Annotated in this window: 19 protein-coding genes; 14 read left to right on the top strand and 5 right to left on the bottom strand. The window is 67.6% G+C overall.

The features are described from left to right. Nucleotides 1-107 precede the first annotated feature (107 nt). From ACH0BZ_RS14890 to ACH0BZ_RS14925, 8 genes are all read left to right on the top strand, one after another. Nucleotides 108-665: a hypothetical protein gene (locus ACH0BZ_RS14890; RefSeq protein ID WP_406899437.1), complete on the top strand. Its 558-nt coding sequence runs from the start codon at nucleotides 108-110 to the stop codon at nucleotides 663-665. 138 nt (nucleotides 666-803) lie between these two features. Next, nucleotides 804-1091 carry a hypothetical protein gene (locus ACH0BZ_RS14895; protein WP_406899438.1) on the top strand — a complete coding sequence of 96 codons (288 nt, stop codon included), beginning with the start codon at nucleotides 804-806 and terminating at the stop codon, nucleotides 1089-1091. Nucleotides 1092-1323: 232 nt separating this feature from the next. After that, nucleotides 1324-2127 carry a ParA family protein gene (locus tag ACH0BZ_RS14900; protein WP_406899439.1) on the top strand — a complete coding sequence of 268 codons (804 nt, stop codon included), beginning with the start codon at nucleotides 1324-1326 and terminating at the stop codon, nucleotides 2125-2127. Nucleotides 2128-2131: 4 nt separating this feature from the next. Continuing rightward, a complete protein-coding gene (locus ACH0BZ_RS14905) occupies nucleotides 2132-2455 on the top strand; it encodes a hypothetical protein (protein WP_406899440.1) in 324 nt (107 codons plus the stop codon). Between the two features lie 471 nt (nucleotides 2456-2926). Further along, nucleotides 2927-3205, top strand: a complete 279-nt coding sequence (locus ACH0BZ_RS14910) for a glutaredoxin domain-containing protein (protein WP_406899441.1) — start codon at nucleotides 2927-2929, stop codon at nucleotides 3203-3205. Nucleotides 3206-3340: 135 nt separating this feature from the next. Further along, complete coding sequence (locus tag ACH0BZ_RS14915) at nucleotides 3341-3757, top strand: hypothetical protein (protein ID WP_406899443.1); 417 nt, start codon at nucleotides 3341-3343, stop codon at nucleotides 3755-3757. A gap of 79 nt (nucleotides 3758-3836) precedes the next feature. Next, entirely contained in the window at nucleotides 3837-4394 is a 558-nt protein-coding gene (locus tag ACH0BZ_RS14920; RefSeq protein ID WP_406899444.1) for a DnaB-like helicase N-terminal domain-containing protein, read from the top strand. A gap of 38 nt (nucleotides 4395-4432) precedes the next feature. Continuing rightward, nucleotides 4433-4810: a hypothetical protein gene (locus tag ACH0BZ_RS14925; protein WP_406899445.1), complete on the top strand. Its 378-nt coding sequence runs from the start codon at nucleotides 4433-4435 to the stop codon at nucleotides 4808-4810. Nucleotides 4811-5025: 215 nt separating this feature from the next. Here ACH0BZ_RS14925 and ACH0BZ_RS14930 read toward each other — a convergent pair whose 3' ends face one another. Then, complete coding sequence (locus ACH0BZ_RS14930) at nucleotides 5026-5319, bottom strand: hypothetical protein (protein ID WP_406899447.1); 294 nt, start codon at nucleotides 5317-5319, stop codon at nucleotides 5026-5028. A gap of 200 nt (nucleotides 5320-5519) precedes the next feature. Between ACH0BZ_RS14930 and ACH0BZ_RS14935 the strand changes: the two genes are divergently transcribed. Then, nucleotides 5520-5807: a hypothetical protein gene (locus ACH0BZ_RS14935; protein ID WP_406899448.1), complete on the top strand. Its 288-nt coding sequence runs from the start codon at nucleotides 5520-5522 to the stop codon at nucleotides 5805-5807. A gap of 19 nt (nucleotides 5808-5826) precedes the next feature. On the opposite strand, the gene ACH0BZ_RS14940 is transcribed toward ACH0BZ_RS14935, so the two are convergent. Both ACH0BZ_RS14940 and ACH0BZ_RS14945 read right to left on the bottom strand, forming a co-directional pair. Further along, nucleotides 5827-6126, bottom strand: a complete 300-nt coding sequence (locus ACH0BZ_RS14940) for a hypothetical protein (RefSeq protein WP_406899449.1) — start codon at nucleotides 6124-6126, stop codon at nucleotides 5827-5829. Nucleotides 6127-6274: 148 nt separating this feature from the next. Then, nucleotides 6275-6853 carry a recombinase family protein gene (locus ACH0BZ_RS14945; protein ID WP_406899450.1) on the bottom strand — a complete coding sequence of 193 codons (579 nt, stop codon included), beginning with the start codon at nucleotides 6851-6853 and terminating at the stop codon, nucleotides 6275-6277. A gap of 235 nt (nucleotides 6854-7088) precedes the next feature. On the opposite strand from ACH0BZ_RS14945, the gene ACH0BZ_RS14950 reads away from it, so the two are divergent. Genes ACH0BZ_RS14950 through ACH0BZ_RS14965 form a run of 4 tightly spaced genes read left to right on the top strand, consistent with a single transcriptional unit; the run spans nucleotide 7089 to nucleotide 8827 of the window. Beyond that, a complete protein-coding gene (locus ACH0BZ_RS14950; RefSeq protein ID WP_406899452.1) occupies nucleotides 7089-7586 on the top strand; it encodes a CopG family transcriptional regulator in 498 nt (165 codons plus the stop codon). After that, on the top strand, nucleotides 7583-8176 hold the full coding sequence (locus ACH0BZ_RS14955) for a hypothetical protein (RefSeq protein WP_406899453.1): 594 nt from the start codon (nucleotides 7583-7585) through the stop codon (nucleotides 8174-8176). Before ACH0BZ_RS14950 ends, ACH0BZ_RS14955 begins: the two co-directional genes overlap by 4 nt. 12 nt (nucleotides 8177-8188) lie before the next feature. Beyond that, entirely contained in the window at nucleotides 8189-8473 is a 285-nt protein-coding gene (locus ACH0BZ_RS14960; RefSeq protein WP_406899454.1) for a hypothetical protein, read from the top strand. A gap of 45 nt (nucleotides 8474-8518) precedes the next feature. Further along, a complete protein-coding gene (locus ACH0BZ_RS14965; RefSeq protein ID WP_406899456.1) occupies nucleotides 8519-8827 on the top strand; it encodes a hypothetical protein in 309 nt (102 codons plus the stop codon). Nucleotides 8828-9327: 500 nt separating this feature from the next. Here the strand turns inward: ACH0BZ_RS14965 and ACH0BZ_RS14970 are convergent, their stop codons facing one another. Together ACH0BZ_RS14970 and ACH0BZ_RS14975 are read right to left on the bottom strand one after the other, a co-directional pair. Continuing rightward, entirely contained in the window at nucleotides 9328-9630 is a 303-nt protein-coding gene (locus ACH0BZ_RS14970; RefSeq protein WP_406899458.1) for a hypothetical protein, read from the bottom strand. Next, entirely contained in the window at nucleotides 9627-9986 is a 360-nt protein-coding gene (locus ACH0BZ_RS14975; RefSeq protein WP_406899459.1) for a helix-turn-helix domain-containing protein, read from the bottom strand. Before ACH0BZ_RS14975 ends, ACH0BZ_RS14970 begins: the two co-directional genes overlap by 4 nt. Nucleotides 9987-10230: 244 nt before the next feature. On the opposite strand from ACH0BZ_RS14975, the gene mobF reads away from it, so the two are divergent. Beyond that, nucleotides 10231-13803 (top strand): MobF family relaxase (mobF, locus tag ACH0BZ_RS14980; RefSeq protein ID WP_406899462.1); only part of this gene is annotated, 3573 nt, incomplete at its 3' end.

Raw genomic sequence — 13803 nt, forward strand, 5'->3', positions numbered from 1 at the left:
TCTAACCAGATACATGCATCATCCACCCACCATACATGCATGATGCGTGTAGACTGAAAGCGTGCCCGGAAGAACCGGCACACCCCACACCAGAAAGGACCACCACCATGACCGCCACCTTCACGACCCCCGGCCTCGACGAGGTCCGCGCCGCCTACTCGGTCCAGCGGGACCACGGCGTCTCGCCCCTCGTGGCGATGGACTGGATCACGGAACTGGCGCGAGACGTGGCCCGCGACGACCTGGCCGACCAGCTCGCCCGCAACGCGGGGTGTGCGGCCGAGCCGCACCGCGCCGACGTGGCGGCAATCGCCCGCCCCGACAAGCGAGAGGTCAAGCGACTCATGCAGACGGCGGTGAGCGTCTACAACGGTCGCCGGTCGCGCGTGACCGAGGTCGACCAGATCGCCACCCGCTCTGGCGCAGCAGCGATCAACCGAGCCGCCGTGATCCGCAAGTGTCTCGCCCCGAACGAGGACCGGCTCGCCGTCCTGGCAGCCCTCGACATTGACGAGGTGGCCATCAACGGTAGCGGTGGACGTCGCTTCTACGTCGCCGCAGTGCTGCGCGTCGGAGACCGGGCGCGCGCCGCCAGTGCGGTCATCGTCCCCACGGGAAAGACAACCCGGCACCGAGTCGAGGGCTTCACCGTCATCCACCACTGACGGAACGGACACGAGGGGCCGGCCCACTACGGGCCGGCCCCTCGTGTCGCCTCACAGGCCCGTGCTGCCTCCACAGTGGCAGACGGCGGCCCCACTCCCCCATGCCGTGAGTAGCGATCCCGTGGGACCCTGAACAACGTGAACACGAACAGGCCGAAGCTGATGACCTCGACCAGCGTCGAAACGCTAACCCGTGCGGTCTTGGCCGCCGCACGGGACGGGGATCGTCGCGCCCGCACCGTCACTGTCAGTGGACGGACTGGGATCGTCACGCCGCACGCCGACGCCGAGGGAAACCTCGACGCCGACGACCTCGCTGCCCAGGTGTGGGCGCTCGCCCACGACAAGCCCTCCGACGACGGGAGTTACGAAGGGGGGATGTTCAGCCACCGAGGGGTGGGCTACTACCGGGCCGCGCCCGAGTAGTGCCTCCCCTCCCCGTCGCACCCTGCCCGAACGCCAACCCCCAGGTGAGAGGCTTCTAACTCGATACATGCATCATCCTCCCACCATACATGCATGATGCGTGTAGACTGAAAGCGTGCCCCGGAAGAACCGCCACACCCCACACCAGAAAGGGACCGACCGAACCCGCGAGGCAGACGGGCACCCCACGACCCTCCCGTCGTAGCTCGGGTAACTCAGAAGGGACAGACCAATGGCCAGAAAAGCGACCGTCATCGCCGTCGCCAACCACAAGGGCGGCGTCGGCAAAACCACCGCAACCCTCATGCTCGCTCACGCCGCCGCCGCACAAGGAAAGCGCGTCCTGGTCATCGACCACGACGCCCAGGGCGCCATCGCGCTCCGCATCCTCGGAGACCCCGACCCCGAAGGGGACAGCCTCGACGAGGTCTACGTCAAGGACTCGGGCGTGCGCCTGTCCGACGCCATACACCCCACGCGCCGGGACAACCTCGACATAGTCCCCTCCGGCCGGAGCAAGCTCGCCGCAAGCCTCCAGGCCCTCGGGGGAGGGTTCCCCGGCGGCGTCCTGCACCGGGCGCTCGACACTGTCCGCAGCGACTACGACCTGATCCTCATCGACTGCGACCGAGGACTGTCGCTCGGCACCATCAACGCACTACACGCCGCCGACCGGGTCCTGCTCGTCACCGAACCGGAGAACGACAGCTTCAACGGGATAGCAGACACCGCGAAGCTCGTCGAGGACGTCAACGTCGAGATGCGGTCCGACCGGCCGCTTCCCGCGCCCGACATTCTCATCAACCTCCGAGACACCACCCGCACCGCCACACACGGGCGAGTGGCCGCCGAGATACGCGAGTGGGCCGAGGCGAGCGGCTTCCACGTCCACCCGCACGACATACCCCGCCGCAGCTTCATTGCCGAGGCCGCCGCCGAGGGCGTCGGCCTGGACCAGCTGACAGTCGTCGCCGCGGTCCCCGCTGCCGAGAGCTTCCGCGAGCTGCTCGACACCCTCACCACCGGAAGGAAGTAGAACAATGGCCCGTCGCCCCGACATCATCAAGCGCAAGGACGAGCGCGAGAGCGCACCCTCTCTAATAGAGCAGGCCGGAAAGGTCAGCTCGCCTCAGTACCGCAACTGGTCGACACGACTGCCCGCCGACCTGGTCGCGCGGGTCTGGGGAACCACCGCCGCAGAAGCCGGCGACGGCGACAGGCCGAGCCTGGTCGCGTTCACCGTCGCCGCCTTCGAGCACTACCTCGACCACCTCGACCGCGAAGCGGGACGCAGCGAACCCGTCTACGCCGACAAGAGCCCCTTCAAGGCCGGCGGCCACAACACCTATAGCCTCAAGCGATAACGGGCCACAAGACCCATTTGCCCCGGGGGAGTGGGTAGTTCCAGCCCCAGCTCCCGCGTGCAACACCGTCGGCCGCCTACCGCACGTCCCCGCCCTGGCGTGGGTGGTGGGCGTCGTTGTTGGTGGGGCGTTTCAGGTGGGTGGCCCCTTTCCCTGCCCCTGCCAGTCTTGGTGCTCCACTCCCGGAGTCAAGGTCGGCGCCGGCTGCGCCGTCGCCCGGCCGGCCACGAACAATCTGCGACGCGCTCGCAAGCTCGCTTATTTCGCCGCAGATTCTCCGAGTCCTGCCGGGTGCCCTCTCTTGACACCGTCCGCTGCGCACCAATCGGGCCGGTATCAGGGAAAGGGGAGCCGTGCGCGAAGGGCAACGGCGGCCGCGCGAGGAACGCCGAATCCGCAGGTGAGAGGCTTCTAACTCGATACATGCATCATCCTCCCACCATACATGCATGATGCGTGTATACTGAAAGCGTGCCCGGAAGAACCGGCACACCCCACACCAGAAAGGCCAAGGCCATGACCATCACCGTCTACACCAAGCCCAACTGCCCGCAGTGCAGGCTCACCACGCTCGCCCTCGACAAGGCCGGCCTCGACTACGCCACCGTCGACCTCACCACCGACGCCGACGCCCTCGACTACGTGCGCTCCCTCGGCCACCTCCAGGCCCCCGTCGTCGTCACCGAAACGGACCACTGGTCCGGCTTTCGCCGCGAGCAGATCAAGGCCCTCGGCAAGACTGCGGCCTGAAGGTAAAGTCCAGGCACCACCACGGAGAGCCCCATGCCGTACGAGCCCAACACCGAATCCGCAGGTGAGAGGCTTATAACCAGATACATGCATCATCCACCCACCATACATGCATGATGCGTGTATACTGAAAGCGTGCCCGGAAGAACCGGCACACCCCACACCAGAAAGGCCAAGGCCATGAGCAAGCGAAGTGAAGCCCGCAAGCAGTTCCTCGCGGACGTTCTTTCTACCGCGATCGAGGGCGGCATCAACTACTGGGCCAACATCGACTCCGCCGAGCGGGTCGAGTGCGAGCAGGACGTCATCGGCTGGCGCTACGGCTCGGTCCGCATCCACGACAAGGTCGACGGAACCGCCTTCGGCACGATGCACATCATCGACGCCAACACAGTCGCCCGAGGTCTGCGCGAGCTGCGCAACAGCACCCGTTACCCCTTCAAGGAGCTGCGCAAGGCCGACCGCACCAATGGCAACGAGGGCGACTTCGACGCCGCCGACGCCGACGCCGTCATCCAGCTCGGAATCTTCGGAGAGATCGTCTACGGCTGACCAGCCCGACCCCCGCCCATCGCCGCGAGGCAGACGGGCACCCCCCCAATCTGCGAGTGGAGAACCGACAATGCACACCATGACCGAGGCATACGACGCGACAGCCGACGCAATCGACGTGGACGACCTGGTCGCCGCCGACGCCAGCCCCGAGGTTCCCGAGCTGGACCCCGAGGCGGCTCTGCTCTGTGCCCTTCTCCACACGGCCGAGACCGAACAGGCCCGCGCCGTCACCCAACACCTCGAGGAGGCCGACTTCCTCAATCCGCGCTACGGCGAGCTGTTCCGCATCATCTCCGAACTGGCAAACGCGGGAGAGCAGCACCACGCCACCCGTGTCCTGGCGGCGCTCAGGGGAGCGGGGCGCCTCAGCGGGCACCACGGGAAGCTGCTCACCGACGCCCTCCAAATCGTCGCGCTGCTCGGCACTCCCGCCGTCGGTCTGGTCACCCTCGCCGCCGACGTGCTCGACGCCGCCTACCGCCGCCGGTTCGCCGCCGCCGCCGCAGCTCTCACCCGCGCGAGCGCCGAGGCCGCCACCGACGACCTATTCGACCTGATGCTCGCCCAAGGCCGCGCCATGCGCGTCCAGGCCCGCCGCCGCGAAGCCCTCGACTCCGGACCCGTGTCCGACTGAACTGCTACAACACACCAAACGACCACGGAGGTCCACTCATGAGCACTGATACCAGCCGATTGAACCCCGATGAGAACCGCCCGATCGGACGGTTCGAGGCAGGGCTTAGAGACATCATTTACGACGGGCTGATCCGGTCCCTCGACTCCACCGACGACGAGCTGGAGCAAGGGCTGTACTACGTGACCCTTTGTGATGGAACAACCGCGGTGGTGGTTTTCGACTTCACCGAGTTCGATGAACACGGAGAGCAGACGATGCCGTGCCACTGGGTGCAGAGGAGCCGAGGTCTCAAGACCATCGACAAGGGGCCGGACGGACGCTTCGGCATGTGGAGCGAGGCGGTGACGTGGCTGCGTCAGGCCGCGCAGTCCGCCTCGATGCGGGGTGAGGGTCCAGCGGCCGGCATCAGCTAGCCGCGGATATGCGAGAGGCCCGACCTTTTGGTCGGGCCTCTACACGTATCGGATTTGAACACACCATCAGGCGCCGTCCGCAAAGCAGTGATGCGGACGATTTTCGTCCCGCTTACCAACGCGGGGCGACGAGGACTAGAGGCCCCGTCGAGCAGACCCTAACACGCACTCATGCCGCGCTATGGCCGCCGGTGGGATGCACCCCGAGGCAACGGTCACCGAGACGGCAGGCCGGCCAATTCCGCCTGAAAGGACAGCACTCGCCCCATCAGTTCTTCGAGGAGCGGCGGCGCGACGCCATCGGGAGCGACAAAGTCTCGATTTCCCTCGCAGAGGCTGCGCAGCAGGTCGTACACATAGCTGGCCTGGGTGAACGACGTCCGGAAGTCGGAGCCCTTCGGATGCTCGTCGCCGGCGGCATTGAGCATGGTGCGGGCAAAGTCCTCCTCGAGCTGTTCGGCCAGAGCAGGGTCAAGGTGAGTAGGTCGGCGGCACATCAGGTCTCCCATCGCAGTTGATACTGATACCGACGCTGACGCTAGACCGCTACCCGGACACCGCGGGTCGAGCACCGTCATCGCCGGCCTGAGATCGACCTCACCGACGCGGGAGCCGACCGGGTCCTCTGCTTCATCGCCGGACTCATCGCATTTCGGAGCGACCCACACTGACCCCCTCGTTGTCCGAGCGGGCCACTACGGTCCCACGCATGGAGCTCCAGGCATCAATACGCGCCGCCGCCGAGAGGGTCGGCGAGCAGCACTTCCTCGAGCTCCTGCGCTGGCACCGCGCCGTAATCGGCCTGCACGACCTCGACTGGTCCAGCCAAGGCGCTTACAGGACCGCTATCACCGAACTCGGCAAAGACCGTGCCGCCGAGCTCCTCCGGGACCTGCGCCGCGCAGCACGCGACCCCCGCCGCCACCGACACGGAGCCGACGGCAAGCCCCGCTACCGAAACGGCCAAACACTCAATCGCCGCCACGGGCGGCCATAACGCAGTTCACGCAAGGCTCTCAGGCCAGCTTGCGTGCGATCTCGCCTCCGGCCAGGGTCGCGCCGACGCCCATTGACGCGGTCCCGACCGCGCCGGCGATCAGCACGGTGAACACTGCAACGTCACCGCCATGTGAATGGGTCGCGCTCACGATCACGAAAACGATAATCGCTGCGAAGGCACAAAGCCCGACCCAGAGGGTCAGATCGAGCTTGTGGCGGACGTGGGCGGTAACCAGAGCGCCCAGGACGGCGGCGATAGCCCATCCCACGAAGCACCACATCAGGGCAGGAACAGTTGGGTCGAACATGGCAGACAAGGGGTCTCCTGGGGTGGATCGGTCAGTACCGCCTCATCGTCTCAGCCGTTCATGCCGCCCCTGACTGTTCGCGTTGCTCAGCGGTTCCGACGCTGTGTCCGACCGTGTCGCTTTGCGAAAAAGGAGTTTGTGCCCGGGGTTAAAGGAGTCACGACGCATGTGTGTCGCGGGATGGGAGGCGGCGGTAGAGGGTGGCGGGGGAGACCTCGAGCTTGGCGGCGACCTCAGCCATCGACAGCTTCCTGACGTCGCGCAGGTAGACCGCCCGGTCGATGTCTTCGGGGCCCAGTTTCATCTTCGGTCCGGGCGCGACGCCCCGCTCGCGCGCCGCCGCCCGGGCGCGCTCGGTGCGCTCGAGCATGTACACCCGCTCCATCTCAGCGAACAGTCCGAGCATTGCTACCCCGACCCGGCTCATTGCGGCGTCGGCCGCGGTGTCGATGATGAGTGGATCGTCGAGGGTGCGGATCGCGACACCCCGCTCGGGTAGCTCGTGGAAAAGGTTGAGCGTCTCGCGCAGGTTTCGGCCCAGGCGGTCGAGCTTGGTCACCACGATGCAGTCTCCGCCGCGCGCGTACTCCAGGAGCTCGGTCAGCCCGGGACGGTCGGTGTTCTTGCCCGACTTCTTGTCGGTCCAGATCTTCTCTATGCCGACGGCGCGTAGGCGGTCGAGTTGGGCGTCGAGGGATTGGCGCGGGGTTGAGACGCGTGCATATCCGAGGTCCACCGCCCCAGTCTCTCATATCTGTGTCCGTGGCACTTTACTGCGAGTAACGTTATGAGAGTGAATATGCGAGTTAGCGAGCTGGGACGGCGCGGTGCCGTCAACAGCGCGAGCGTCGCCTCTCACATCCAAGGAACTGAGAGCCGACCCTTGTGGGGCCATATTTCCTTCCGTGGCCCTTGTGCGCCTTTCGGTGGGGTCATATACTCTAGTCTGAGTCCACAAAGGAGGCGTGCAGATGAGGACGAACGTTTACAGCGAGCCCGATGAGGACGGTGAGCGCACCCTGCTCGGATGGTTCGATCCCGACAAGACGCAGTGGTGGCGGGACGAACTCCGCTGGGACGGCAACAACCGAACCTCGGTGGCGACCCGCCAGTACGGGGTGCGGGAATCGCTCGGCAAGACCCCAGGAGGGCGCTGGCTGATCGAGCGAACGTCGGCCTGGCAAGGTGCCCAGACCCGGCACACCTTCGTGACCGACGGTCGCGCCCGGGAGTGGCTGGTCATCAACGACTACTCCGCCGACGCCATCGTGGCCGCGGGCCTGGGAGAGGTGGGCGACGAGGCTGGGCCTGCGCCCGTCGGCCGGCCGACGGTGGGGGATCGGTCCATCAAGCTGCTCATGGATAGCTCTCAGCTCACCGAGGTGGACCGTGCCGCCGGGCGCGCGGGACTGTCCCGCGCCGAGTGGATAAGGCGGGCCTGCGCTCGCGCATTGGAGGAAGAGGGATGACCGCCTCGACATGGACCCCGAGAGGGCCGGCGTTCGCCGGCGCCGTTGACGGAGCCAACGCTTATGCCGCCGCGCTCGCCCGCGAGCTCCTGGGGCCGGACGCCAAGGTTCCCGACGTGCAGCTCGGCACCCAGCCAGAGGACGGATGGAGCCCCCAGAAGCTCAACGCGGGGTGGTCGATCATTGTCGCCGCCGCCCTGGCGGCGGGAAACGATGACGACATGGAGGAGGCGTGGTCCGTCGAGGTAGACACCAGGTCGATCCTCATCGCTGACCTCGACCAGCGAGTGCGTGTCGGTCGTGCGCTGCTTCGGTCGCCGGCCGGCGACACCGTCCTGCGTGACGCGACTGCCCGAGCGCTCATGGCGCGCTCGCCCGCCGAGCGTGCCGCCACCGGCGGAGCGCTCGCGCAACTCCTGCTCGATCACCCACACCGTGTGCGACTGCTTACTGCCGGGTGGTGCGCGGTCCAGGGGCCCAAACTCGCCGTGAGCAACGCGGGCAGACCCGCCGAGGTGCGGTCAACGCTGGCCGCACTCATCGACCGCGCCAGCCGTAGGAAGCCGGCTGGCACGCCGACCGTGTCGTAGAGAGGAACCGAAATGACCTTCGAGGCCACACGCCAGACATTCGAGGCTGACCCGACCTTCCGTCGCGCCCTCAGTTGGAACCCGGACGACGGAACCCTGAGTGGCGGCGAGCGTGCGCTCGCCGCCGTTGTGCACGTGCTCGAAGAACACTTTGATCGACTCGACGGGCCGATGCAGCTCGACCTCGCCGCCGCGCTGTCCGCCGTCGCGGACTCGACAGCGGCGGCCGAAGCTGACGCTCGGCGCATCCTCTCCCGCCGAGCAGCGGATGCCGCAGAAGAGGAGGGGCTGACATGACACAGGACGCAGGCCGGCACGACCGGGGGAGGGGTGGGACAGTTCATGCTTGACGACTTCACCAGTGGCACAGCGCTGGTCCTCTGTGCGGGGGCGGCAGCTGTCATGTTCCTGGCGGGGCTCCTACTCGGCGCCCCCGCAATCGTGCATCTGCGGGGCAGGGGAGATGAGCAAACGAGTGCGAGCACGGTCAGTCGTTTGGGCCTCGCGGTCGCCGCAGCTGGTGCGATCCTTACGGTATTCGCGGCGTTTGCCGCACAGCGGGGGGACGCGGTCGCGCCGATCCTCGGTGTCGGTTTCGTTGGCGGATTAATCGGCGCAGGGGTCGCCCACGTCTACGTGAAGAAGAAGTGACTCCGGACGGCAAGTTGACCGGGAGGAAGCCGAGCATGTCGTAGTTCTAGGCGATACTCCGGGGACAGGCTCTGAATCGCTGGTAAGGAGCGCCGAAGCGGAAGAAGGTGGGAACAGTGTGGGACCCAGGAACGGCCGTACTCGCCGTCAGCGTCGTCGCGGGAGCTGCTCTCGCTCTTCCGCCGGTGGCTCGCCGGGTCGGCGGAGTGTGCGCCGTGTTCGGGTTGCTGGGGGTCATCCAGGAGCGCACGTGGGCGCCCACTGTTCTCGCACTGGGCGCGACGGCCTGGCTGGTTGGGCACTGGTCGTTCGCGGTGCGCAATGATGCGCGGTACCGATCGCGGCTGGCGCGGGCACTGTTCGACCAGACTCCGCTGCGTTGGACACTCCCGCAGTTCCACGCGTGGCGTCGCGCAGCGCGAAAGCGCTGACACTTCCACAGCAACGAAACGAGTGCGCCCCGACCGCAATGGGTCGGGGCGCACTTTGTTGTTCTGAGTCTAGAACAGGACCGGTTCAGTCGGCCGAGGTCTAAGGCCGGCGGCGCGATAGTACGCGGTCGAATCCCAGCCCTCCGCGACGGCAGCACGCACGTCTCGGGAGCGTTGGGCGCGGGAGCGTCCGTCTGCGAGGACGGGCGGTTGGTTCCCGATTGCGCGGCCGCACGCGACGGCGTAAGCGAGGTTCGCGGCCTGGGTGGACAGGGTGACGTCGTAGGTGCGGCCGGGTGCCGAGACGACGCGCTGCCCGTCCTCGATACCGAAGTCGAGGCCGGGCAGCGGAATGTCGGGCTGGACTGTCACGGGTTGTGGTGCTCGCCGTCGCCGGGCGGTGCGGGGGATTCGGACGCCTCGTTCGCAGTGTTCGTGTCCTCTGCCGACTTGTTCTCGTTGTCCTCTGCCGACTTGATCGCGGACGAGACCTCACGGGCGCTGAGGCCCGTCATCTCCGCTAGTTCGGTTTGCTGGAGGCCGGTGTCGCGCAGCTCGCGGAGCGCGTCACCGAGCGCGGTCTCGGCGGCCTCGCGGGCGTCGATCGCGCCGAACACGGCGGTGAGCTTGGCCTCGCGTTGCTTGGCGCGGGCGAGCTGATCGGCCATCGCCTGTCGAGCGCGTGAGCGTGCTGACTGTGAACGTGAGTCGGTCTTGGTGGTCGCCATGCGCTCAGCCTATTTCCTCACCTCCCTGCCTCGCAACGCTTCGCTCGTCATTTGCTGCTCCTGATGCCAGCCCGTTACCGGCCTGCCGTTCTCATCGCCGCCCACGCTTGGCCACCACGTTCTCCAACACCAAACAGCCACACACAGTAGGCACTCCAAGTGGGTTGGGGGAATCTGCTGGTCAGCGCCCCGCGCCGTGCGGCGCGTAGACGCGGGGATTTCGGGCCTCTAGGCTGGCCGCATGATGACCCTCCGAGCGGTGCACGCCGGGACTGGATACCAGTACCTGATGCGCTCGGTGGCGACGAACGATGCCCCTCGGGCTGAGGGTCAATCGTTGTCGGATTACTACGCCGCGAAGGGCACCCCTCCGGGCCGGTGGATCGGGTCGGGGCTGGCCGGTCTGCGGTCGGAGAGCGCCGCCGCCGGCCTCCAGGTGACCGAGGAACAGATGGCCGCTTTGTACGGCGAGGGTTTGCACCCGGACACCGACGAGATGATGCGCCAGGGCGCACCGTTGGCGGCGTGCAAGTTGGGTCGGGCGTTCCCGATGTACTCCGGCGACAAGCCCGTTCTCGTGGCGCTCGCCGCCGCCGAGAAGCAGTTCCTTGCCGCCGAGGGTCGGCGCCCCACGGTGAGCGAGCGGGGCGAGCTGGCCGAGAAGATTGGCCGCCCGTTCTACATGGAGTCGGGCGGTTACTCGCACGCCTCCGGGGCCGATGTGATCGCGTGGGTCAACCGGGAACGGGATCAGGTCAAACAGGCCGTGGCGGGGTTCGATTTCACGTTCTCTCCGGTCAAGAGTGTGAGCGTTCTGTGGGCGCTTTCCGACGAGCAGACAGCCTCCCATATCGCTGCGTTGCACCACGAGGCGGTCGCGGAAGCGCTCGCGTGGGCCGAGGACAACGCGATCTACACCCGGCAGGGTCGAGGGGGCATCGAGCAGGTCAAAACGCGGGGTCTGATCGGCTCGGAGTTCACCCATTTCGACACCCGCGGCGGGGACCCGGACCTGCACTCGCACGTGCTGTTGTCGAACAAGGTGCAGGCCCCGGACGGGTCGTGGAAGTCGCTCGACTCGCGCACGATCCATCAGATGCACCAGGCGATCAGCGCCCGCTATGACACGGCGCTGCACGACCGTCTTTCGCGGCGGTTGGGCGTGGAGTTCCAGGCCCATTACCCCAGCCCGGACAAGGCCCCGGTGTGGGAGGTCAAGGGCGTGGACCGGCGTCTGGTCGAGGCGTTCTCGTCCCGTCGCACGCACGCCCGCCCGGTGTACGACCGACTCGTGGCCGAGTACGTCCAGGCCCACGGTCGCCAGCCCAGCCAGCGTGCCGCGTACGCGCTGTGGCAGAAGGCGATCCTCGACACCCGCGATGCGAAGAAGCCCGCCAAGTCACTGTCGGAGCACCGCGAGCATTGGCGCGCCGAAGCTGTGGAGCGGATCGGAACCGAGGCCGTGGACGGGCTCCTGGAGCGCGTGCGCGTCGAGGCAAACGGGGACGAGCTGCGGCCCGTTTTCGACGCTGGAAGCCACACCGAGGACGTGGCCGGACAGGCGGTGCGGGCGGTCACGGCACGCCGTGCGCAGTTCCGCCGCTCGCATGTGGACACCGCCGTCTCGACGGTGCTGAAGGGGTACCGTTTCGGCTCCGATTCCGACCGGGACGCCGCGCACCGGGCGGTCATGGACCACGCCGTGCGCGAGCACGCCGTGCAGCTCACCCCGCCGGAAACTCTCGCGCTTCCTGACGCGCTGACGGGTGAGACCGGGGCCGGTCTGGACCGCCGCGCGAACGCCGAGAAGTACACCACCGCCGCCGTGCTGGAGGCCGAGAAGATCACCCTCGACGGGGCCACCACCCCGGTCGCGGTGTTCACCGCGGACGCCACCGTGGAGCGGGCGCTGGCCCGCCACGAGCACGCGAACGGGTGGGCTCTCAACGCCGGACAGACCGCCCTCGCACGACACCTGCTGACCTCCGGAACGCTGGTTGCGGCGGGCGTGGGTCCGGCCGGAACCGGCAAGACCGCGAGCATGAAACTCGTCGCCGCCGCGTGGCAGGACGAGGGCCGAAACGTCATCGGACTGGCCCCCTCCGCCGCCGCCGCGAGCGTCCTCGAAGAGGAGATTGGGGCACGCTCGCACACCATTGACTCGCTCACGTTCACCTGGCGTGGACTGCACCCCAGCCAGCCCGGAAAGACCCTGTCGGCACTGCCCGTTCAGATCAACCCCGGCGACATGCTCCTGGTCGATGAGGCCGGAATGTCGAGCACCGAGAACCTGGCCGCCCTCACCGAAATCGCGGCAGCATCCGGCGCCGTGGTGCGCCTGATCGGTGACCCCAAACAGCTCGCCGCCGTCGAGACCGGCGGGCTGTTCGGAGAACTCGCCCGCACCCCCGGAACGGTCGAGCTGCGCGAGGTCATGCGCATGGGATCGGACACCGCTCAAGCCGAGGCGACGCTGTCCCTGCGCGACGGAGACCCCGACGCTCTGGCGCTCTACGCGGGGCGTGGCTGGGTCCACGGGGGCAGCCGGGAACAGATGCTCACCGAGGCCGTGGCCGCGTTCCAAGCCGACACCGAAGCGGGCCGGCGAAGCCTCATCATCGCCTCCCGCAACGCCGACGTGGACACCATGAACGAAATCATCCGCGCCGACCGCATCACCGCCGGACTGGTCGATGACAGCCGCGAGGCCACCGTCGCCCGAGGCGACACCGTCGGTGTCGGAGACACCGTCATCGCCCGCAAGAACGCCCTGCTGCGCGACGACGACGGACAGCCGATGGGCCGGGTCATCAACGGCCAGCTGTTCACCGTCACCGGCCTCACCGACACCGGGGACCTCGCCGTCCGGGACCACAACACCGGCACCGACTCCGTCATCCCCGCCAGCTACGCCAGCCAGAACGTGCACCTGGGATATGCGTCCACGATCCACCGCGCCCAGGGCGCGACCGTGGACACCACACACGCCGTCCTCGACACCTCCGTCGACCGGGCCGGCCTGTACGTCGCTCTGACCCGAGGCAAGCATGAGAACCGCGCCTACGCCGTCTGCGAGCCCGTCGTGGACCTCACGGCTGAGGACGGGCACATGCACTCGGCCGGCGACCGCGACGCCCCCACCGCCGAGGACGTCCTCACCACGATCCTGCGGCGCGACACCCGGCATCGCTCCGCCACCGAGACCCTGCGCGAGGAACTCGACGCCGCCAGCTCCCCCGAGCGGCTCGCGGCCCTGTACGCCCACGGCGTCGATCTGGCCACGGCCACCTTCACCGAGACCACCCTGCCCGAGTACATCGACGCACTCCCCCGCCGCTACTCGCTCGAGCTGGAAGCCAACGACGAGCAGTACGCCGCCGTCGAGTCCGCATGGAAGACCGCCGCCACCGCGGGCCTGGACCCGCGCGAGCTGTGGCTGGAGGCCACCAGCGACCTCGACACCGCGATCAACCCCGGACTGGTCATCGCCCAACGACTACGTCACGTGACACGCGAAGCCGGCGCGGGCGCCGACACGGCCACTCCTCCCCCGGTCGTGCCCGCCTCCGACCCCGAACTGGCAGCGTGGCTCGCCGCCACCTACACCGACCTGACCACCGAACCCGAACAGCCCGAGACCGCCGACGAGGAACTCGACTCCTACACAGCCTCCTACCTCGCCTACCAGGCAAGCCAAACCACCGACGCAGCCACCGACACCGAGTGGAGTCAGGCGTCCGAGCCCGAGACCGCCGACGAGGAACTCGACTCCTACACAGCCTCCTACCTCGCCTACCAGGCAAGCCAAACCACCGAC

Origin of the sequence: Dietzia sp. 179-F 9C3 NHS (assembly GCF_045369825.1) — a bacterium.
Classification (GTDB): Bacteria; Actinomycetota; Actinomycetes; order Mycobacteriales; family Mycobacteriaceae; genus Dietzia.